General features: G+C 33.1%; 15 protein-coding genes. 2 read left to right on the plus strand and 13 right to left on the minus strand.

Going from position 1 to position 19552, the window contains the following annotated elements:
• Together T384_RS06415 and T384_RS0103645 are read left to right on the plus strand one after the other, a co-directional pair.
• The coding region (locus T384_RS06415) for a hypothetical protein (protein ID WP_036498556.1) at positions 1-304 on the plus strand (304 nt) is incomplete at its 5' end.
• Between the two features lie 285 nt (positions 305-589).
• Complete coding sequence (locus tag T384_RS0103645) at positions 590-3394, plus strand: hypothetical protein (protein WP_027119889.1); 2805 nt, start codon at positions 590-592, stop codon at positions 3392-3394.
• A gap of 357 nt (positions 3395-3751) precedes the next feature.
• Here T384_RS0103645 and T384_RS0103650 read toward each other — a convergent pair whose 3' ends face one another.
• The 13 genes from T384_RS0103650 to T384_RS06425 form a co-directional block, all read right to left on the minus strand.
• Positions 3752-4501 carry a DUF2470 domain-containing protein gene (locus T384_RS0103650; RefSeq protein WP_027119890.1) on the minus strand — a complete coding sequence of 250 codons (750 nt, stop codon included), beginning with the start codon at positions 4499-4501 and terminating at the stop codon, positions 3752-3754.
• 220 nt (positions 4502-4721) lie between these two features.
• Positions 4722-6221, minus strand: a complete 1500-nt coding sequence (locus tag T384_RS0103655) for an aldehyde dehydrogenase family protein (protein WP_052663498.1) — start codon at positions 6219-6221, stop codon at positions 4722-4724.
• A 535-nt stretch (positions 6222-6756) separates the two neighbouring features.
• Positions 6757-7977 (minus strand): hypothetical protein, encoded by a 1221-nt coding sequence (locus T384_RS0103660; RefSeq protein WP_027119892.1) that lies wholly within the window; start codon positions 7975-7977, stop codon positions 6757-6759.
• A gap of 113 nt (positions 7978-8090) precedes the next feature.
• Positions 8091-9305: a DUF2179 domain-containing protein gene (locus T384_RS0103665; protein WP_027119893.1), complete on the minus strand. Its 1215-nt coding sequence runs from the start codon at positions 9303-9305 to the stop codon at positions 8091-8093.
• A gap of 68 nt (positions 9306-9373) precedes the next feature.
• Positions 9374-10798, minus strand: a complete 1425-nt coding sequence (locus tag T384_RS0103670; protein WP_027119894.1) for a DUF2179 domain-containing protein — start codon at positions 10796-10798, stop codon at positions 9374-9376.
• A gap of 19 nt (positions 10799-10817) precedes the next feature.
• Positions 10818-12569 carry an aspartate--tRNA ligase gene (gene aspS, locus T384_RS0103675; protein WP_156933129.1) on the minus strand — a complete coding sequence of 584 codons (1752 nt, stop codon included), beginning with the start codon at positions 12567-12569 and terminating at the stop codon, positions 10818-10820.
• Positions 12570-12571: 2 nt separating this feature from the next.
• Entirely contained in the window at positions 12572-13843 is a 1272-nt protein-coding gene (hisS, locus tag T384_RS0103680; protein WP_027119896.1) for a histidine--tRNA ligase, read from the minus strand.
• Between the two features lie 241 nt (positions 13844-14084).
• A complete protein-coding gene (locus T384_RS0103685; protein WP_027119897.1) occupies positions 14085-14330 on the minus strand; it encodes a DUF2188 domain-containing protein in 246 nt (81 codons plus the stop codon).
• 246 nt (positions 14331-14576) lie between these two features.
• On the minus strand, positions 14577-15146 hold the full coding sequence (locus T384_RS06420) for an NAD(P)H-dependent oxidoreductase (protein WP_052663500.1): 570 nt from the start codon (positions 15144-15146) through the stop codon (positions 14577-14579).
• 214 nt (positions 15147-15360) lie between these two features.
• Positions 15361-16602 carry a phosphoglycerate kinase gene (locus T384_RS0103695; RefSeq protein WP_036499092.1) on the minus strand — a complete coding sequence of 414 codons (1242 nt, stop codon included), beginning with the start codon at positions 16600-16602 and terminating at the stop codon, positions 15361-15363.
• Positions 16603-16615: 13 nt separating this feature from the next.
• Positions 16616-17623 carry a type I glyceraldehyde-3-phosphate dehydrogenase gene (gene gap, locus T384_RS0103700; RefSeq protein WP_027119899.1) on the minus strand — a complete coding sequence of 336 codons (1008 nt, stop codon included), beginning with the start codon at positions 17621-17623 and terminating at the stop codon, positions 16616-16618.
• A 177-nt stretch (positions 17624-17800) separates the two neighbouring features.
• Positions 17801-18721: a DegV family protein gene (locus T384_RS0103705; protein WP_036499095.1), complete on the minus strand. Its 921-nt coding sequence runs from the start codon at positions 18719-18721 to the stop codon at positions 17801-17803.
• A gap of 149 nt (positions 18722-18870) precedes the next feature.
• Positions 18871-19545 (minus strand): CatB-related O-acetyltransferase, encoded by a 675-nt coding sequence (locus T384_RS06425; RefSeq protein ID WP_084266125.1) that lies wholly within the window; start codon positions 19543-19545, stop codon positions 18871-18873.
• Positions 19546-19552: the final 7 nt, after the last annotated feature.

Here is a 19552-nt window from a genome sequence, read left to right on the forward strand (position 1 = left end):
CAAAAACACGATTGTTAATAAAATAAAATCATTGATTGAATGAAAACAATATTTTATGATTCAAAAGAAGATGAAACATCAAACGGGAGGTCATTCGCTTATAAGAATATTACAACACGCTCAACTTTCGTCTGCCAAAAAATTAGACCAAAACTATCAAGTTGTGTATAATTTTTCAAATCAAAAAAGTAATATTATAGAAACAGAAACTATAACTTATAAAAGTGGATCAAAGGGATTGCTAAAAACAAAAATGTTAGAGGGATATTTCATCAATTATTCCTTAGATAATACAATTCACTAACTGTTCTTCTACCACCTATTTATTTTATGAAACCTTTAATAAACAAATCGTGTGACTTCCATTATATCTATAAAAAATTTATAATAAAGTATCAATACAATTGGTTTTATAGCAATTGATTGATACACCTATAATTTCTCAAATTACAAATTTAACTTCTCCATAAGAAAGGAATTTCATTTATGGCTTTAGAAAAAAACAGAAGAACAACAAAACATAGGAAGTATATTTCTTTTGCTCTTTCTATGGTTAGTTTTGCAGCGGTCACAGTTTTAGCTGCAAGTTGTGCAGCTGCATCTAATCAATCCTCTACCCCCCCCCTCAAATTCGGACGTAAGCAAACCAGGAACAGGTTCAAACAATATTTCTAATACAGAAAACAAACCTGATGGTTCCTCAAATCTTCCAGATAAATCAGCTACAAATCAGCCCTCTCAAGAAGGCCCAGAAACCCCTACATCTCCAGCAAATCCATCAGCCGATTCGCCCAAACTAGATAGTCAAGAATATCGAAATCTATCTTCAACTGATTTAACATTGCACTCTGGGTATGATAATAGTGATAAAACAAAATTGTTAACAGGTGACCAACCCGGTAATAATAAAAAATATAACGCTGGTGTTGATCAATGAACCAAACAAACCAATGCTATTTCTGGAAGCATTAATGCTTTAGATTTCTTAAAATCTAATCCAATAATTAACGCACCAGAATATAATCCCAATAACAACACGTTTGATTTGGCAGTTGAACAACGGAATTATATTTTGAAACACGATCAAACTATTAATCCAAATACACAACCATATTTGCAAAATTATAATTTTTGATATAACTACAAAATTAGTAGCACCCGTGACATGGATGGGATTAACAATTCTAATATTAATGCATTAGCTAAAGCTCCTCAGCCAGCAGTTTTACCTAGTGATCTTGATAATCGTGTTGTTTCAATGGACCAAAGTCCATTAAAGTTCAATATGGAAGCATTAACCTACTTGGTTGAACATAACGAAATGGGCCAAAATCCCGAAATGTTTGCTTGAAAACTAATCACCTTAAGTGACCAAGTGCGGTTGAATAAAAAATCTGTCGTCTCAGACCAAATTCCTATAGGGCAGATTGATTCTAAAACTACTGGGTTGTACCTTTTTGAAAACATTCCCTTAGGAATTCAATACATTCAGTTCTATACTGATGACACTGGTGCAAATAATAAAGTGGGGACAATTAAAATTTATGTTGTTTATGGCACATCAGCCGATGATAATAATAAACAAGTTTTCGTTACAGATTTAAACCCATCTAATAGTCATTTAAAAAAGAATGCTGATTACATTAAAGCCATTGGTGATAAGTCTTTTGCCATTCGTTGAAGTTATGGTGGATATGTCAACGAAAACGATACAGCTAATGACGGGGTTAACACAACTTTTGGGCCGCATGCACAATTTATAAAGCAAACTGCCCAGGAATGAAATTCGCTATCTCCTAATTTCCGAAATGGTCGTTTCAATAGTTATTGAAATGCTCCCAGGAATTTACAAAACGTTTCAACTGAAGGAGGAACCGGATGGCTTGTTGACCGGATTTTAACAACTTCTGACGAACAAGCCCATCCTGAAAAACCCCAAAATACCTACTCGTTTATTGTTGCCACTAACAAGCATGTTGTCGATATTGCTAGATTAGCTGGATCGCGAGGTATTTTAACTGGGTTTGGTTCGGACCCAGAAAATTACGCTTTCCCATCTATTATCGGCGCTAGTGATACAGCCAACCGTGATCAAAAAGCAGTAAATGGAGAAGCCAGTTGAATGGCTAATTCTGGTTTTGACTTCTTTGAATGAAATCACTTCAGTCCAAAAAATGATGATTATAATCAAGTTGCTTCGATTCCTGCAAGTATCATTGATAGTCAACAAACGGCTGACAAAGGTATTTATGACTCCCAACTCTTACCATTTCGCTCAACCGACTGAAAGCCAGTGACAAACATCGATGAGCCCTACATTAAAAACGTTCCAAATGCCCAATTCCGACTAGGTCAATTTGATACAACTAATACCGCTTTTAATTTTAGTGATACAAGCCCAACTTGATTAGTCAAATCTCGAAAAAACTTTGTTCAAAGTATTCTTTATGCTCCATCTGTGACGGTTGGTCATATTGCCAAAAATGATAGTGACGAAGGGAATATTTATATCGGCGGAGGAATCCATCGGGAAAGCGATGCCGGCAACTATACCAATGAATTACTAGGTCCTGACGTGATCCTCATGAAGATGAATTTTAGTGCTCAAGACTTAGAAGCCCGTTGACCATCTCTACTAACAGAATTACATCAGTCAGGATCCAACCAGGCTAAATTTTTTGGTAATGCTTTAAACGGAAATTCACGCAAAGCAACCATGAAAAATGGTCAAGAATACATCCAACCTCGAACGGATGAAAGAACAACCACTTATCTAGCGGGCTATCCAGGCGCAGATAGTTCTGAACAAGTATTTAACTGGTACACTGCTCAAACTTCAGCGACTTATTCACTCAATCCTGATTATTCAACTGGTGGATTTACTAATGATCGTCGCTCGTTTTTAAATCAATGAAGTCAAACATTATGGGATAAATGATATAAAGAATTTGCCGAAGGTGGCAGCCGCAATTCACCGAATTTTAGTGCCTTAGGTTATCCATCCAACTTACCAATTAGTAAATTAGTTTCTGGACCGGATTTAGGAATGTATCAAGTCACCATTACTGGTGCAACTTCAACATATTTATCAGGCGAAGCAGTATCACCTGGTTTTTCGGGAACAATGGCAATCGATGCCAACTTCAACAACTGAGGGATCATCTATGCACGCACTCAAACAAGAGGCGGATTGCATACAACCGTGGCTAATTTTATTAACCAAGATCCTTACGCTCGCTCAAATGTCTTAAATGTCAATAATCCAAATAATGGCGTGCGACCAGATCTTCGCCTAGAATTACAAGCAATTCTCAAAAATCCAAATGCCTATTTACAAATTGAACCAGCAGCTGCGCCAATTTACACTTTAAATTTGAACCCTAAAATGCTTTAAAATAACAATTAGCTATTAGAATTAGCAGTTTTAAATAAAAAATCGTATAAATATTCAACAACAATAGTTCTTTTACATTTAAAGGTTTTTACAAGGAATGCCGTTTAAGGTTTTTCTAGTATTATGACGCACAAATCAGGATCTCTGGTCTTGTTTAATTTAATAATGCGAAAAGGATTCTAATTATTAGCATTCGTACAATGCATTTCATATGCAGGTTTCATTTTATGTTTCCAAACAAATCATAAAAGAAATCAAGCCTTTTGTTTAGCACTTGGATACTAAATTTGCACTTGAAATTTATGTTTCAAAAAATCATAAGATTCGTCTTATGATTTTTTTATTGTTTTTATGGTTTTATTGTTTTTCGTAACGGTGGGGGTTTCCGCGTAGATGTTCTTTAATTGTCAAATCAGAATTGACATCATACGCTTGCCCAAACCCTTTAACAAATCTTCCCGAATCTAAAATCAGTTCCACTAAATGAAAATCTTGCATTTTGCCAATTTGAGAAACACCACCATGGCTTCCAATTTTATGGGCAACCGAAGCAAATATCTTATGTTTTTGTTCTAACGAATCAATGAATTTAGCTCTTGCTTTAAAAGTTGCTTTAACCCGTGCAATTGGCCGCGCTGCAGCTTCTTCACTTTGTAATCACATCACTTTAAGCTTATCAGGGTTTTGTTTTAAAGCTTGGTAATGGTCTGCAACTTCGCTGATATAAATATAAAATTTGTGATTACTTCGAATTAATAAAGCTGATGATAATCCTGGTTCGCCATCTAATAAAGTTCCTAAAATAACTGAATTACCTTGATCTAAAAAATCTTTTAAATCTTTTTCCACTTGTTTTAGATCAAATCCTGCGCTAGCATTTTTAAACATTTCAATAAAGGTATTTTTAAAATCTTGTAAAGAATTTAGCTTCGTTGGAAATGGAATTAAAATGTGTTTGTGTTCATCAATCAAAATATCTAAATTTTCTAAATCGTAGTCGTGTAACTTGATTGTCTTATAAGCTTCTCCAATATGCTTTTGATAGATTGCTATCAAAGCATCTAAATGGTCTTCGTTAACATGGTTTATTGCAAAAGTCTTGTCCATATTTTATGTGTCCTTAGTATGGGTTTATAACTGTCAAGATAAAAAAAGTCAAAAGTCACCCTAGAACGAATTCTATCTGACATTTTGACTCTATCATTGCAACAATTATAATTAATTTTTGACTTTCAGGTAATAAAACTGAAAATTATAATAAAAAAACAACAAACGCTTGACAACAAGCGCTTGTTCATTTCTTTATACGATTTTTAGCAGCAAAGTTTTATTTATTAACAATAAAACCTTTATAACGGGTTAAAGATATTAAAGCGTCGCGAATTCCTTGAACTCCAACACCAGAGTTTTTAACTCCTAGAAAAGGAAAAATATCAGGACCGCGAGAAGATGAACGATTTAAATTGACTGTACCAACCTCTAATAAAGGAACGATTCTTTTTGCTCGTTCTTCATTTTCGGTAAAGATTGATCCTTGTAATCCGTATTCTGAAGCATTAGCAATACGAATGGCGTCAGCTTCATCTTCAACTTCAATAATTGGTAAAACAGGGCCAAATGGTTCTTCTCAAGCAATTCTCATATCTTCAGTAACATCACCAATCAATGTTGCTTGAATTCAATTCCGTTCGCATTTTCCCCCAACCAAAATTTTGGCACCTTTATTTTTAGCATCTTCAACTAATTCCATAATGTATTTAGCTGATGGTTCATCAACTACAGGAACAATTCCGGGATTATCTTTAGGATTACCTAGTTCTAATTTGGAAACTTCTCTAGTTAAAATTTCAGTTAATTGTTTAGCCACCTTTTTAACTACTAGGATTCGTTTAATCGCCGTACAACGTTGACCTGAATAACTAAACGCACCTTTAATCAATTCTTTTGCGGTTTTTTCTAAATTAGCATCTTCTAAAACAATTGCCGCATCTTTCCCGCCAAGTTCCAAAAAGACATTTCCACTTGGTGTCATTTTTAAAAGTTCTAAGCCAATTTTAGTACTTCCAGTAAATGAAATTGCTGATAAATATTTATTTGTATTTAATGCATCACCAATTTTACTTCCTCGGCCAACCACGCATTGATATACGCCAACCGGAATTCCTGCAGCTACTAATAATTCTGAAAAACGAATTCCAATTACTGAACCTTGAGTTGAGGGTTTAAAGACAACCGTATTTCCGGCCATTAAAGCTGGCGCAATTTTTCCAATGGCTGTATTAATCGGATAATTGAATGGAGCGATACATAAAACAACGCCTAAAGGCTCGCGGAAGAAATAACCAGTTTTCCCTTTTACGCCATTTACAGTTTCATCAATTACCAAAGGGTTTTTTACTAAATCTTCATAAACTTTAACCGTATCGCGAATGTATTCTACAGTGCGTTCAACTTCAACTAAGGATTCTTTATAAGCCTTCGCAATTTGATTAACCATTAGCCTGGTTATTTGTTCTCTATTCAATTCCAACAAATCAGCAAATTTTAAAAGGATTTTTGCACGTTCATTTAACGTTGTTTTAGATCATGTTTTGAAAGCCTGAGCAGCACTAGCATAAGCACGATCAACGTCTTTTAGTGACATCCCATAGAATGAACCGCAAGCTTCTAAATCAATGGGAGATTTAATTCCGATTAGCTCATCAGATACAACTGGTTTGTTATCAATTAATCCAGCTGCTTTTTCATAAGGGATTGTTAAATCCATACATTCGGGAATACAACTTGCACAGTCATTTTCTTTACACTTAATCATTTTGTTTTTCATAGTCTTCTCCTAGATTGGCAATTGGCAAATATTTGCAATAATTGTATTTATATAATTCTTTTTAGGTTTTCATGCTTTACAAAACAAGGAATTTCATTGCATGATCTACAATCAGTAGTTGATTATACAAATAAGTTGTTAAGTGTAGTAAATTTAACTTAAAACAGAGTCGACAAAAGAGAATAAAAGGTGATAAAATCACAACACTAAATTGTTAAACAATAAAATTTATTTACTTTTTACTTTTTTGAAAAGCGCCGGCGTTAATCAAAGTAATAAAATAAATCATCCACATTCATGACTAAAGTTTTTGAAATTAATTTCACGAATAATTAGCATTATTTGGGACATCAGCAAAAAAAGAAAAAAAAGCGTATATTATTTTTAACTAAAATTTATTTTTTGAATCCGCGCGAGGGATTCGGGGGATATATAAACTAAATTAAAAAACGGCTTTATTAGTCGCTTTATCACGAATAAATTACAGCCGCATAATAATTAATCTAAATATTTGCTTTTTTTGCAAACTGCATTATTAACTTGGCGTAGGTGCTGCAGCAAAACCTGTATAAGTCATAACTAGTGAGTTTTTTGTTTGATCAACTAAAGGTAAACCAGTTGTAGCATCATATTTAATTGTTGGATTTGATTTTTTAACTAAATCAAATCCGACTTTTGCTTCAGTCCCAGTTCATGAATTTGGGATATAAGCAGCTGTCAAAGTATATAATCTTTGTAAATCACGACGTAAGCTGACAGCATCACGAGTTGAAACCACATCATTAAATGACTCCAAATTTACAATAGTGGTTGGACTCGGAGGATTCACTTTTGTTTGTCTTGTAGTTGTAGCTACTCCAATTCCTGTAGTGAAATAACTGATAATTGCAGATGCTTCGTTCGCGTTTGTTTTTAATCCACTAAGTGTAAATGATTTAGAAACTTGATCAATTTGGAACATATTAGTTTCTGGATTAAAGTATTCTTTTTGGTTTTGGTTAATTCTAATTACAGCAATAGTCAAACTTAATATACCATTGTCATTAGTTTCGCTGTTATCAGTTGCTGATAGTTCAACTTCTAATCCAACAGGAACGCTTAAAGCATCAGCTTGTGAAACATATGAATTAAATTTGCTTAATGAAGTATTCAAATTTAAATCAATGGCAGCATCAGCTTGCGTTGCATCGTCTCTAATTTCAGCAACTGGAGTTGTATTATTTGAACGTACTACCTGGTAATTTGCTTTGACAGATGCAAAGAAATCTTTTGCTATATCTACTTGGGTTTTAAAACCAGTAATCGTGATTGTTTGACCAGCATTAATTAAAGTTACACTTTGACCAACACGATTAAAATACTGAAATTGTTCTCCATCGTTTTTAGATAAAACGAGATGGAAACTTAAATCTCCTTTTACATCATCAAAATTTCTTTGCAAAACAAGAACGTTATATCCGCTAGGAACATCTGGTAATTTTTTAGCATCAGATAATAAAGCACCTAGCGCTGCAAAATTTTCAGGATTATTTAAAGATGATGCAAGGCTATCAGAATTGTTGGATGAAACCAAATAACCACTAGTTCCTAATTGGGAATAAAAATTTGCAGCACTTTGGTCTTCTGGTAATGGGGGTAATGTCTTTTCACTAAATACTAATTGTGCTTGTGAACAAGCAGCCACAACTGCACCGATAACAGGAAAACTAACTCCCAAAATCGATCCAAGTCAAATTTTAGTTCGTCGGTTTTTCATTATTGGTCCCTCATTTATGATTAAACAAAATTTCTTTACAAGTTTCTGTTGTCTTTCAAGTATAAAATAATAAATTTAATTCTACAGGTTCAGACGTTACGATAATACAAAAACTATGTATCTTTTTTAGGAAAACTAATATAACCATCTACTTTTTTTAACAAACTAACTACAAATAAAGCATTTTCATCATAATGTCTGACTAATTGAAGTAGTTCAGCAGACTCAATAAACATGCAATTAGTTAATAAGATTTTTTGTGGCTTTTTAGAATAAGCACCTTTAACTTCATCGATGCTTAATGCGTATGGTTTTTCTTCTGCGATTAAAGCATCACAGATTTGTTCAGCCTTTGAAGAATAAACTTCCACACGGGCCATTTGAGCTTTCGGAAATAAAATATTTAAAACCAAACTTAATAAAATATTCGTCAAAAATGAAGACAAAAAAGTTGGTGAAAAAAATAAAGTAGCACTTCATGGTTGAGTATTTACATTAACACGAATGTTATTAACGATGGATAGATTTGGGTTATTTACCATCTCTTGAATTCCCAAGCTGCCCGGAACAAATGAACCAATAATATAACCGATAACCAAAGAAATGATATTAATAATTGCCAAAGGTGCACCAAGATCTTTGTATCTAGTTTCACCATATCAAACTGCAGGGATATCTAAACCTCCAGTCGAACAATCAATGATTAACAACACAGCATAAACGACTGCTTGAATGAAACCTCATAGAACCCCATATACAAAAATTGGAAAATGTTTTGGTGCATCGTGAATATAATTTCAAAAAACTAATTGAACATTATGATCAATTAAAATTGGAACATCATTAAGAATCAAATTTCCCAAAATAAAGACATCTTCAATTCCGGGAATAAAAGCCAAAGCTAAACCACCTGCCGTTGCTACAAAAATATATAAAGTTGATAACAAAGCGAAATTTTTTCCTATTTTATACCACCCAAAAATAACAAGCGGGATGTTGGCTAATAAATAAATCCCTCAAAATAGAACGTTAAAAATTGCATACGATAATTGTGAGTTATTTGTGGCGTTGTAAATCGCATAGTAACTAATCCGACCAATCCCTTGAGAAATTGCACTTAAACCAATATCATAAAGTCCAGTATTTTCGACTAATAAAACACCAAAAATGGCCGATACTAAACCAAGAAAAACAATTCAAGAAATTTGAATTGATCGTTTCTTGACTTGGTAGATTGAAGAGAATTTAAGAATTGAATTAGCAAGTCGCACGCGAACTGATCCGCCGTGAATTTTAACTGCTAGTTTTGCTTTTGCGTGTTTAGCCATTTTGGAACATTAAAAAAATAATTTATTTGCTTTAAAAAGCTTACTTTGTTTTTGAATCAGCTTATTGTTTATTTGCTTGCATCAACCACTTCTTGGGAATTTTCGATTGTGGTGTTTGTTGGTTTTTCTGAGACCAAATGACCATTAGTGGTTTCTTGCGAATATGCTTGTGTAGTTTTAGTATGCTCAATAACTAAAGGCATTTCGGGCGGATCATTTAGATTGATTCCGCCACCAGAAGAAGATGAGGACGATGTTTTTTGTTTTCTCGAAAGATTAATGTAACCATCCACCTTTTTAATCGTGCTCAAAACAAACAAAGCACTAGCATCAAATTTACGAACTACCTCTAGTAAGTCAGCTGCTTCAATAAACATACAGTTAGTAATCAATACCTGTTGTGGTTTTTTAGAATACCCACCTTTAACTTCTTGAATACTTAAAGAATAAGGTCGGTTATCTGCGATTAATCAATCAGCAATAGCTTCGGCTTTTGGCGAGTAAATTTCCGCACGCATCATTTGAAATTTTGGATACAAAATATTTAAGAAAAAACTAATTAATAAATTCATTAAAAACGAAGATAATAAATTAGGTGAAAAGAAAACACCAGCACTTCATTGTTCTGAGTGTAAATTAGCATCATTAGGTAAAGCAATAGTATTAGGAGTGGCATTAACTTGGGTTAATGCTAAACTAGCTGGAACAAAAGTTCCAATAATATAACCAACAATTAAGGCTGATTGATTGACAATCGACAGTGCAAGACCAATATCTTTATAACGTGATTCTGAATACCAAATTGCTAAGAAATCAAAATCTCCAGTTGATGAGTCAACAACAAGCAAACCAGCCAAAATAACACCTTGCAATAATCCTCACAGAATTCCATACAAGAAAATTGTAAAGTGTTTTTGGGCATCATTTTCAGCGTTTCACAAAACAAGCTGAACATTATGATCTGCAAACACTGTATTCGTATTTAAATTTAAATCGCCTAATAAAAAGACATCGTGAGCTCCAGGAATAAACGAAATTGCCAAAGGTCCAACAGTGGAAATCACAACATAAATTGATGACATTACCGTAAATTTCTTACCAATCTTGTATCACGAAAATATAATGAGAGGAATATTTAAAACTAAATAAATCCCCCAGAATAACGAGTTAAACACAGCAAAGGCAACATTTGAAGACTCTGCTGCAGACATTCCAGAATTTAAACCATTATCGTAAACAAAATAATACGCAATCCGACCAAAACCTTGAGAGATCGCATTTAATCCCGTATCATATAATCCGGTATTTTCAATAAAGAAAACACCAAAAACGGCAGAAAGTGAACCCAAGAAAGAAACTCATAAAACTTGAACTCAGATTTTTTTAGTGTTATACAAAGAAGAAAATCGCAAAATCGAATTAGCGATTCGGACCCGGATGTTATTTCCTTGGACTTGTACTTCTAATTTCTGTTTCTTAGCATGCTTACTCATTCAAACCTCCTTTTATAATCTAGTTATCAATTTTGATAAATAATTCTTTTAAGAAATCATCGTCCACAACTTCACTTGGGGTTTGCATCATTAAATCATACCCATGCGTGTTTTTTGGAAAAGCAATAACTTCGCGAATATTTGGCGCTTTAGAAATCAACATCATTATCCGGTCAACTCCTAAACCCATACCACCGTGAACGGGTGCTCCGTATTGGTAAGCTTCAAGTAAAAAACCAAATTTTTCTTTTATTTGCTGTTCACTCAAACCTAATGAAGTCATTACTTCTTTTTGTAATTTAGGATCGCTGATTCTAATGGCTCCACTTCCCAATTCAAATCCGTTCAAAACTAAGTCATAAGAATCCGCTAAAGCATTTGCTTTATCAGACTGATAAGTAGCAATGGTACTTTGGCTTGGAGAAGTAAATAAATTATGTGCTGATTCATACGTTTGGGTTTGATCATTTCATTCGTATAACGGTCAATCAGTAATTCACACAAATGCAAAATTATTAGGATCTGATAATACAAACATTTCATTTAATTGACTGCGAACTGCACCAAGTGAAGTTTGTACTATTTTCAAACTATCGCTTCCTACAAAAAAGAAGCTTCCACTAGATTTTAATTTATAAAGTTTTTTTAATTGCACAAAATCAATAAATTTCGCAATACTTCCACCGGTAATCTTTTGATTTTCGTATGTAATTCAAGCAAGACCACTTGCATGATTATCGCGAGCGATTTTTTCTAAATCATTAACTTGCTTTGAAGTTATAACTTGATCTTCTAGATGAATGGATTTAACAAACCCTCCATTTTGAAGTAAATTTTTAAAAACGTTAAACGATCCATTAATAAATAAATCTTTGGCGTCACTTAATAACATTTCAAAACGAATATCGGGTTTGTCAGTTCCATATTTATCCATTGCATCTTGATAAGTCATTCTAGGGAAAGGATAACTTAGCGGAATTTTTAAACTTTTTTCAAAAACGTTAATGAACATTCCTTCAATCATACTTTGAATCATTTTTGCTGAACAAAACGACATTTCCAAATCGATTTGAGTGTGTTCGGGCTGGCGGTCTTTACGACTATCTTCATCACGGTAACACCGGGCGATTTGAAAATATCGTTCCATTCCTGAAATCATCAAAAGCTGCTTATAAATTTGGGGAGATTGTGGTAGAGCATAAAAACGATTTTTACCTAAACGAGTAGGAACAACATAATCACGAGCTCCTTCAGGTGTTGGCTTTGTTAATGTTGGGGTTTCAATTTCAGTAAAATTATTAGCCTGCAAATAATTTCTTACAGCTTGCAAAAATTTAAAACGTAAAGCTAAACGCTGTTGCATAATTGGCCGACGTAAATCTAGATAACGGTATTTAAGACGAACTTCTTCTAAAGCATCTGTTTCATTTTCAATAATTAAAGGTGGTGTTTTAGCAACACTAATGACGTTAAATTCACTTAACTTCAGTTCGTATTCTCCTAAAAAAACGCCAATGTTAGGGCTGCTTCTTTTTTGGAGAACTCCTGTAACTCCAATTACGCTTTCTCGATTCAAATTTTCAAATGCTTCAAAATTAGCAAAAGACTGATCAGTAACGACCTGAATCATTCCGGTTTTATCAGACAAATTAATGAAACATAAATTTCCTAATTTGCGAACACGTTTAATTCAACCGATAACTGTATGTAATTGATTTAATTTACGAGCATCGTTTAATTGCTCAATAAATATCCGTTTTGAAAAATCCATGTTTACTCCTTCGAACTTTGTCATCATGACAAAATATTTACAAATTTCACTTCAGTTTGTTTTCGTGTTTGCAAGTCTTTAATTAATAAAGCTTGGTTGTTAAATTCAGTTAATCCTACTATTCCAAGGTAGCGATAGTTTAAACGTTCGCATAATTTAATGGCTTTATCAATCTTGGTTGTTTGTGATTCAAATACAATATGAATGTTTTGCTGTTGTCAAGTACTTATTAAAGGAATTAAATCAGTTGATAAGTTTTCATCTAAAACAATTGTAAATATCCGGTTAGCTTGTTCTTGTTTTAATTGGCTTAACAAAGTATCATCAACTAAATCAATACAACGATCGATTCCAATTGCTAGTCCAATCCCAGGATAATCTTTTTGAGTCAGTTCACTTACTAAACCATCGTATTCACCACCGGCGATTAATGTTGATTGCTGGGATTCAGTATCAGTTTGAATATATTCAAAAACAATTCCGGTGTAGTAATCTAAACCACGAACTAAATTCAAATCTACTTCATAATCGATCTTTAAACTATTTAAGGTCATTAAAATTTTGTTAAATTTCAATTTTTCATCATCTGATAAAAAATGGTCAATTTTTGGTGCAGCTTTTACAAAGTCTAATTTGCCATCAATCTTATCGTCTAAAATTCGTAGCGGATTAGTTTTCACGCGATCTTGAGAGAGCAAACTTAATTGATTAAGATAATTCGCAAAATACGTTTGTAAAGCTTCAATTCAAATTTTACGGGTTTTTGGTGAACCTAAATAATTAATTTTTAAGACTGGTTTGTTAACAACTTTAATCCGACTTAAAAATTGATCTGCAAAACTAATAACATTAATGACATCATAATGAGAATTACCACCAATAATTTCAACGTCAAACTGATAAAATTCGCGTTGGCGTCCGCTTTGGGGCCGTTCGTAGCGAAACATTGGTCCATACGTAAAAATTTTTAAAGGAAGCGGTTGTGTTGACAATAACTTGTTTTCCCCAACCATTCTTAAAAGAGCTGCTGTAGCTTCAGGTCTCAAGGCCAACTTTCGTTCGCCGCGATCAACAAATTCATACAATTCTTTTTTTACAATATCACTCGCTTCATTTTGACGATGAAATAATTCAGCATGTTCAAAAATAGGCAAAATGACTTCTTGAAAACCGAAAATTTTAGCAGTGTTTAAAGCAGCTGATAAAACGATTTGATATTTTTCAAAATCTTGACCATAACGGTCTCTTGTTCCACGTGGTTTAATGATTGTCATAATTAATATAATATTTAATGAATCTTATTATAAATTTTGATTTAAATATTGACATTTAAATGTTCGTTCAAATTTGGCTAGACAAAAACAGAAAAAATTTACAAAAATTCAATTCGTTCAAGATAAATAGATAAAAAAATATCTTCAAAACAACTTAGCAAATCTTTGCGATGTCAGTTATGAAGATATAAAGATAATTCGTTAACAAAATTAACGAACGTTGAACTAAAAATAAGTTAAATTAACTTTTTTTAAATGTTTCGGTTTTTTCAACACTGCCATCCATTTTGTAAATGACAACAGTTGCTTCTTTGTTACCAGCTAAAACTTTAGCTTTTTCAATCGCCTGTTCTTTTGTATCGAAAAGGCCAGTAACTTTTTTAGCTTTTTCAACTTTTAATTCTCAGCCGATTTTCTTATCAGTTTTTTTATCAAACCGGCAAGTGATGTAATAAATATTGCGTCTAGTTTCTTTTTTGGTTTCCATAATTTATTTCCATTTATTTAATTAATTAAATATTTATAATGACGAATCATTAAATTAAGTTTACTTTATTTTCTTGTGCTAAGAATAAAAAATTGTCTTTTTAATTACTCATTGCTGGGAAAAAAATCCAATGGTTTTTTAACTCATAAAATAAATTTTTACTCATTAACGACACCATTTTTTTAATTTAAACCAATCTAAAACGAAAACAAAAATTTCATAAAAACCGATAATAAAAATAATTTTTTAAAAAGAGTCTATTTCTTTTAAATAACGAACCACAGCAGGCTCTCAATTATTTTCTTTACTAAAAGCGCAACCATACATATGTATCTCGCTAATTAAATAATCTTTTTCTGGAATATTTATATCGTGAAGGTACCCGCACGCTGTACTAACTCAGCGAATCGTATTAATTAAAGGCAGATCTAAATCATGCTTGTTATAACAATTGTGACCAGTTTTAGCATAACTATCTTGGACGTCACCAACTGCTTGAACTAAAGCAAATTGCTTTTGATATAGTTTATAATCACTTAAACCATTCTTACCAGAAACAAACCCAGGAGTAAAAACTTCGTCAATTCATTTTGTTAATAATCATGGAGCACTATACCATCATGTCGGATAAGCAAAAATAATAACATCGACTGAAAGTAATAATTTTTGTTCTTTGTTAACATCAAAATTACCTTTTTGGTCAAGGATGTGAACTTTCGTATTTTTTGCACGAACTGAAATTTCGTTAATAAAACCTTTAATGTGAACCGAACGTTCATAATGGGGATGGGCTACAATAATTAATTTTTGCTTCATTGATTTTTCCTTTTTAAACTTATCTTCATTATTTTAATACTTGTAAACAATTCTGATAACTAAGATTCTTAAAGACTTTTAAAAGCGGCGATCAATTTGTTTAAAAATCAAATTTCAAGAATCTTAAAAATAAACAATAAATAAAAGCAGTTTGGTTTGAAAAGAAACCAAACTGCTCTATTTAATAATTGATAATTTTAACTATAAGTTAAAATTATTTAGCATCAGGAATGGCATCGATTCCAGGTAAAGGAGATCCTTCAACTAAATTTAAGCTTGCGCCTCCACCAGTTGAAACAAAACTCATTTCGTGTCCAATACCAATCTTGTTAACAGCGGCAACAATGTCACCACCGCCCATTACACTGAAAGCACCTTTAGCAGTTACTTTAGCAATATATTTAGCAATTTCATTAGTTGATTTAGCGTAATTTTCAAATTCGAAAACCCCTAATGGTCCATTTCAGAAAATGGTTTTAGCATTTTCCAAATACGATTCAAATAATTTGACAGTTTTTGGACCAACATCTAATCCCATTCAGTCACCAAATTCACCTAATGGTTCATCTACTGAGTGATTGCGAGACTTAACATCCGCAAATTCTGGAGCAATTCTTTGGTCAACAGCTAAAACGATTTTGTGTTTGGTGTCTTTTTCAAGTAAGCCTTTAGCAGTATCAACTAAATCAGCTTCAAAAGTTGATTTACCAATGTCAACACCTTTGGCCTTTAAGAAGGTATTTACCATCCCTCCACCAATTAACACGTGATCAGCAATTTCTAATAATTTGGTAACTACTCCTAATTTATCAGAAACTTTTGCACCACCAAGCAAAACAACGAATGGACGTTTTTGATTAGTAGTGACTTTTTGTAAGTTTGTTAATTCTTTTTCAATTAACAATCCAACACAACTATCTTTGATATTAGAAGCAATTCCAACATTTGAAGCATGTTTGCGGTGAACTGTACCAAAAGCATCATTTACAAAAACTTTTCCTAAACTAGCTCAGAAACGGCCTAATTCTGGATCATTTTTAGATTCTTTTTTAACAACTGCACCTTGATCATCGACATCATTGTAACGAGTGTTTTCTAAAACCAAGATTTCCTTGTTTTTTAAGTTATTAACTGCTTGAACAACATTTGCACCAACGTTATCTTTACTGAAAATTACTTTATTTTCAGGTAAACGTTCTTGCAACACTTTAGCGACTGGACCAAGAGATTTTTTTCCGCTTGTCTTATCTTCTAAAGTTTTAATGCGGCCTAAGTGACTTAAAACAACTACCTTACAATTTTTGTCTAACAAATACTTTAATGTAGGTAAAGCTCCATCAATTCTTTCAAAATCAGTAACTTTATTGTCCTTCATTGGCACATTTAAGTCAAGACGAACAATAACAGTCTTGTCTGCGACATCTGTTTTTTGTAATGTCTTTTTGTTATAAAACATAATGTTTTAAAACCTATCCTAATTTAGCGAAGTGAATTGCAGAACGAACTAATTGGTTTGCGTATGAAGATTCATTATCGTATCAGCTGTAAACTTTGTATAGCTTCTTGCCGTTAACTTCGATAATTTTTGTTAACAATGAGTCAAAGATTGAACCATATGAAGATCCTAATACATCAGATGATACAAGTGGTTCTTCAGAGTATTCAAAGCTTTCAGAAGCAGCAGCTTTCATAGCAGCATTAACTTCTTCAACTGTAGGTGATTTTTCAAGAGTTGCAGTTAAATCAACAATTGATCCAGCAATAACTGGAACACGGATCGCTATACCATCCATTTTTCCAGCGATTTCAGGAATAACTAAACCAATGGCTTTAGCAGCACCTGTTGAAGTTGGAACGATATTCATTGCAGCTGCACGAGCACGGCGTAAGTCGCTGTGAGGAGCGTCTTGAATACGTTGGTCAGCGGTGTATGCGTGAACTGTAGTCATAGCACCTGAAACAAGACCAAATTTGTCTGATAATACTTTAGCAACTGGGGCTAAACAGTTAGTAGTACAAGAAGCGGCTGAAATAATCTTGTCTTCTTTAGAAAGGGTGTTGTGGTTTACATTGTAAACAATAGTCTTAATACCTTTGTCTTTACCAGGAGCAGATAACACAACGCGCTTTGCACCAGCTTGTAAGTGTAATCCTGCTTTTTCCAAAGACAAGAAACGACCAGTACTTTCAATTACAACGTCAATTCCCAAAGAACCTCATGGTAAGCTTGCTGGGTCTTTTTCAGCAAATACTTTAATTACTTTACCATCAACTACAATGTTGTTATCTTTATCAGCTTCGATTTTGTTTGGTAAAACACCTTGAGCTGTATCGTATTTTAGTAAGTGCGCTAAAGTTTTAGCATCTGTTAAGTCATTGACTGCAACTACTTCAACATCGGGTTTGTGCATGAAAATACGGTATGCAAGCCGTCCAATTCGGCCGAAACCATTAATTGCTACTTTAATTTTTGACATAGATTAGAATTAATCTCCTTATTATATTGAATGTAGGGTCTGAAACCCTGCTTCAAGTTTAGTTATATTTTACCTTTTAAACTTTAAAAAAGATCGAAAAAGCAAAAAAAACAAGGGCGTTTTGGCTCCAATCTTAACGACCTTGTGATGTTATCTGATAAATGTATAAATTTTAAACTATTTCTTTATTGGTTCAATCAAGACATTGATGCTAAAAGCATCATTTCCAGTATGTGCTGAAATGACGGGAGTTATTTGACCTTGGTCGATTGTACTAATGCCATGTTTAGAAGCATAAACCTTTAATTCCTGAAAAATTTCATTAGCTTTTGCTTGTGAAGAAAAAGAGTGACAAAAACCAATTTTAGAAATTTTATTACTTGTTTTAGTGATTTCTAGTAATTTTTGAAATAAGGTAAAGCTTTTTTCTATTGCCATTTTATTTGTAAAGGTTTTGTCAATAATATCGTTTCGTCCTTTATAAAATTGCAAAATTGGTTTAAATTTAAATAAACCCGCTAGTAAGGCTTTAACTTTACCAATTCGTCCACCCCGTTTTGCTTGGGTTAAATCATTCAAAATTACTGTGCAAGCAATACGGTTATGTCATTCTTTAGTATACTCACGTAATTCACTAATCGACGCACCATTTTGTGACAACAATAAAACATCTTCGACAAGCCATTTTAACGACAGAGCAATATCATTAGTTTCAAATAGATGCAAGTTTTGAAATTTAGCTAACTGGTCATCTGATTCTAAAGCCGTTTTTCATTGGTTATAGGTTCCAGATAAGCCCGACGTAACTGGCAAAATAATGACATCATCGTATTTTTGGGCTGCTTCTGTTGCTGTTTGAATCATATCAGCGGTTTGTGGAGAACTAGTTTTAATATTTGCAGTCTTAGGATTTTCGCGCAAGTATTTGTAAACTTCGTTAATGGAAATTTCCCGGCCATCACGCAGCGACTTTTTGTCTTCTAAAGTAATCAACATAGAGACAACATAAACGTCTTTAATTTGATCAGGCTTGATAGTGGATGTAGTATCAGTAATAATTGCTAACCTACGGCCGCTAGAAACAGATGAGTGATTCATAAGAACTCCTGGAATTGTATTATTTGAATTAAGTAATTTTATATTTTTACGAAAATAAAAGCAATTTTTAGCCTTAAGAAACTTTTAACTAAATTTTTCAAGGGTTAAAAAGCAATTAAATTCAATTGGTATATTTTATTATTATCAACTTATTTTTTAACGTTTTTTAGGTAAAAATCATAAAGTTTAGGAATTTCATTTAGACCGGTGGAGCAATAAGCTTCCATAATCTTTTGAATATCCCAGTTCCATCATTGCATTTCTAAAAGTTTTGCAATGTCTGGTTCGCTAAAGCGATATTTAATAATTTTTGCAGGGTTTCCACCAACAATTGCATATGGGGGCACATCCTTAGTAACTAATGCATTAGTCCCTATGATTGCTCCATCACCAACTTTAACACCGGGCATAATGGTCGCTTCATGGCCCATTCAGACATCATTGCCCAAGATAATTGGTCCTTTATCAATATCATGAATTCCCTGTCCTGCAATTGCTTTTCCGTAAATTTCAGGATCAAACAAAAAGAAGGGAAAAGTAGTAAACAATTGCGAAAAATGGTGAGCCGCATTAAAAATGAATTTAACTTTCCACGCCAATGAACAAAACTTTCCAATGATTAAACGGTCATTAGGCGTGGCATAAAAAACGCAATCACGAGCAAAATTCTCTGCTCCAGTTAGGGAATGGTAATATGTGAATTCTCCAATTTGAATGTGATCAGGTAGATTTTTAATATTGGTAATTATTCCTAAGTCTTTATAAACTTGACCATCTGGAGTTTTATTGGGTCAAAGTTTATTCTTATAATCAGTATTAAACATGAAATGT

The organism is Mycoplasma testudinis ATCC 43263 (genome assembly GCF_000687795.1).
GTDB lineage: Bacteria > Bacillota_I > Bacilli_A > Mycoplasmatales > Mycoplasmoidaceae > Mycoplasmoides > Mycoplasmoides testudinis.